The sequence below is a fragment of the Bradyrhizobium retamae genome (assembly GCF_001440415.1).
Lineage (GTDB): Bacteria > Pseudomonadota > Alphaproteobacteria > Rhizobiales > Xanthobacteraceae > Bradyrhizobium > Bradyrhizobium retamae.
In genome coordinates this window covers 1-2,969 of the sequence record NZ_LLYA01000071.1, presented here as the reverse complement: position 1 = coordinate 2,969, position 2,969 = coordinate 1, and the positions used below count along the sequence as shown (strand labels likewise).

Below are 2,969 nucleotides of genomic sequence, written 5' to 3'. Positions count from 1 at the left end.
TCTTTCCCGGCGCTCTGACCATTCCAGCGTGAGATCGGCATTCTTCACGGACGACTATCTCGATTCATCTCAGATGATGCATGCTGGAGCGGCTTGCATTGCCAAAGCTGTCGGCATTCCCCGGTTCCTTCGAGATCAATGGCACACGGCTACTAACGTTAGATTGAGCGCGTAAATGAAGACGATAAGCGATGTTATTCTGGCTCCCGGGAATGGAGCCTTCTTCTATGACGATCAAGCTGCAATACGGGCCGGCGTTGCTCATGATGGTTTTCGCTATCTAGGGACACCCCTGACGCCTGGTTTCACGACTGTCCGTACGCCGTCGCGTTCGCTCAGCATCGGTCTCGTGTTGTCGGACGATATCATCGTGTGGGGCGACATGATGAGCGTACAATATTCAGGTGCCGGCGGGCGCGATCTACTTTTTCAGGTCGACACAATCGAAGCACTCAGTAGATCTGTCGTCATCCCGCGGCTTCTTGCTACCGATGTATCCAACTTTCTCAGCGCCTGTGAACATGTGCTCTCATACCATGAAGGCAAGCGGTTGCCCCTTGCGATCGAATACGGTGTGAGCCAAGCTTTGCTTCGCGCCGCTGCTCATTTTGCCCGGACGACACTTGCCGAAGTGATTTGCTCGGAATTTTGCTTGCCGTTGCCGGAGAGGCCGGTTCCGATCTTCGCCCAAAGTGGAGATTCAAGAGAGGTCAATGTCGACAAGATGATCCTCAAGTCTGTGGATGTGCTTCCACATGGATTAATCAACTCGCGTGAAAAGTTCGGCGCTTCAGGCGAGACGTTTCGTGAGTTCGCAAAATGGGTCGCCCAACGCACGATCGAAATCGGAGAGCCCGGGTATCACCCCGTCCTGCACTTCGACCTTCACGGTTGGATTGGTCTCGAGATCGGCATGGACGCGGAGAAAATTGCCGATTTCATCACGCGGCTTGCAGACGACATCTCCGGTTTTCGTCTTCATATTGAATGCCCGGCAGACTTTGGATCAATGGAGGCTCAGCTGCACGAGTACGCCAAGATCGTCGCGCTTCTTGATCGGCGCGGCACACAAGCCAGGGTTGTTGTCGATGAGAGATGCAATACTCTCGATGACATCCGGCTCTTCGCCAAAGCAAAGGCGGCTCACTTGGTTCAGATCAAGATGCCTGACGTTGGTTCGATCGCCGACACTGCTAGGGCTGTGTTGATCTGCAAGGAAAATGGGATCGGGGCGTATGTGGGTGGAAGCTGCACTGAAACAGACTTGTCAGCGAGGGCCGCGGTCAATATTGCAGTCGCTACACGGGCGGACATGATGCTCGCAAAACCTGGAATGGGCGTCGATGAGGGCATCTCCATCGTCGGGAATGAGCAGAGCAGACTCCTTTCCATTCTCAAGTACCGACGTTCCCACTCGTCCATTCGGAATGCTAAGTCGGCCTGCGCTGACAAAGGTCCTTGAAGGTATAGCCGTTGTTGCTGTCGAGCAGGCGGAAGCAGCGCCGTATGCTTCTTCCCGTCTTGCGGGTGCTGGGGCTCGTGTCATCAAGGTCAAGCGTCCGAGGGCGACTTCGCGCGAAATTATGACAAGCTCGTGCGTGGCCAGAGTGCGTATTTTGTTTAATTTGATCGCAGGAAGGAATCGATCTGCCTCGATCTCACGTCGAGCAAGGTCGTGCAGTTTTCGATGCCATGGTCGCTCAGGCAGATTTTCTAAAACCTGGCAGCATTAGAAAGCTTGGGTTCGGTTCCGCAGATCTTCGCAAGCGCTTTCCCCGGCTGCTAACTTGCGACATCTGAGCATTCGGCGATGACGGCGCCTTGTCGCATCTGAAGGCGTATGACCCATCGTGCAAGCCGAGACCGGGCTTTGCGCCATCACTGCGACACCTCATGGTGCGGCGCGGGTCGGAGGTGCGCGAGACGAGGATTTGGTGTAACAAAGTATCCATCCGAGCTAAGCCGCGGACAGTGGATCACTGATTCCACCGCTTGAGGAGTTCGGGGTCTTCCTTGTGTATCCTGATGAGTTCCATCAGGTTTTCGATGCCGAAGTCGGTGAACGCCATGACGCTGTCGTCACTTATGCCGTAAACCCAGATGACGCCGTCCTCCGGGTCCATTCCGTTGGCCACGTCCCAGAGCCAGTCCTCGTCTTCGCCGAGGTCCTTTGCGACGCGACCGATGGTGAAGACGGAATGAACTTTATTGACGTGCATGGCTACGCCGCCTGAGCGGAGGACGTCGATGTGGGAGACGTCCAATTCCACGGCAGCTACTCGTGCAGGCAGCTCTGCGGCATGTCGGCGATGCGCGCGAAGACATCGGCGAGCCAGGCTTTCGGGTCGATGTTGTTGAGACGCGCCGTCATGATGAGCGTCGCCATCACGGCGGCTCGCTCGGCCCCCCGATCGGAGCCGGCGAACAACCATGCCTTTCTTCCAAGTGCAAAACCGCGCAGGGCGCGCTCCGCGGCATTGTTGGTCAAGCAGATCCTTCCATCATGGACGAACCGGGCGAAGCCATCCCGCCGCTTGAGCAGGTAGTTAATGGGCTTGATCACGTTGGACGAACGCGACAGCGAGGAGCGCTCCGCTTGCAGCCGAGCCTCAAAATCGCTTAGCAGCGGCGCACTTCTCTCTTGACGGATCTGCAGCCGCTGCTCAGCGCTCAACCCGTGGATCTCATGCTCAATCTCGAACAACTGATCGATCCGACGGACCGCTTCCAGTGCGATCGGCGAGATTGCCGTCGCTGAGCGTCCGCGCCGCGCGTTCTTGGCGATGTCCGCCAGTTCAAAGAACGCCCTCCGGCCGTGCGCCCAGCAGAAGGCAGGCGTGGCCGGCGACGCCTTGCGCCCGGGATCGAAGAGAGCATTGAATTCGCTATAGGCGTCGGCCTGCAGGATCCCGGCTAATCGCGAGGTGGCGGTAATGTGAAGGAACGCCGCCGGATGCGGGATTGATACT

General features: G+C 57.1%; 3 protein-coding genes and 1 pseudogene. 2 read left to right on the top strand and 2 right to left on the bottom strand.

Going from position 1 to position 2,969, the window contains the following annotated elements:
* Positions 1–175: 175 nt before the first annotated feature.
* Positions 176–1,462, top strand: a complete 1,287-nt coding sequence (locus CQ13_RS10045) for a methylaspartate ammonia-lyase (RefSeq protein WP_057842752.1) — start codon at positions 176–178, stop codon at positions 1,460–1,462.
* Positions 1,446–1,913: pseudogene (locus CQ13_RS40775) on the top strand (CoA transferase); the annotation flags it as partial. The gene CQ13_RS10045 and the pseudogene CQ13_RS40775, both read left to right, overlap by 17 nt.
* 63 nt (positions 1,914–1,976) lie before the next feature.
* Here CQ13_RS40775 and CQ13_RS10040 read toward each other — a convergent pair.
* The gene (locus CQ13_RS10040; protein WP_057842751.1) at positions 1,977–2,219 is read right to left on the bottom strand and encodes a hypothetical protein; all 243 of its coding nucleotides are present in this window, start codon (positions 2,217–2,219) and stop codon (positions 1,977–1,979) included.
* Positions 2,220–2,275: 56 nt separating this feature from the next.
* Positions 2,276–2,969: IS66 family transposase (gene tnpC, locus CQ13_RS10035; RefSeq protein ID WP_156433608.1), on the bottom strand; the 694-nt coding region annotated here is incomplete at its 5' end.

Excerpts from the sequence above, each read along its gene's own strand:
- CQ13_RS10040 (WP_057842751.1), bottom strand. The coding sequence starts at position 2,219 with ATGCACGTCAATAAAGTTCATTCCGTCTTCACCATCGGTCGCGTCGCA.
- CQ13_RS10045 (WP_057842752.1), top strand. The coding sequence starts at position 176 with ATGAAGACGATAAGCGATGTTATTCTGGCTCCCGGGAATGGAGCCTTC.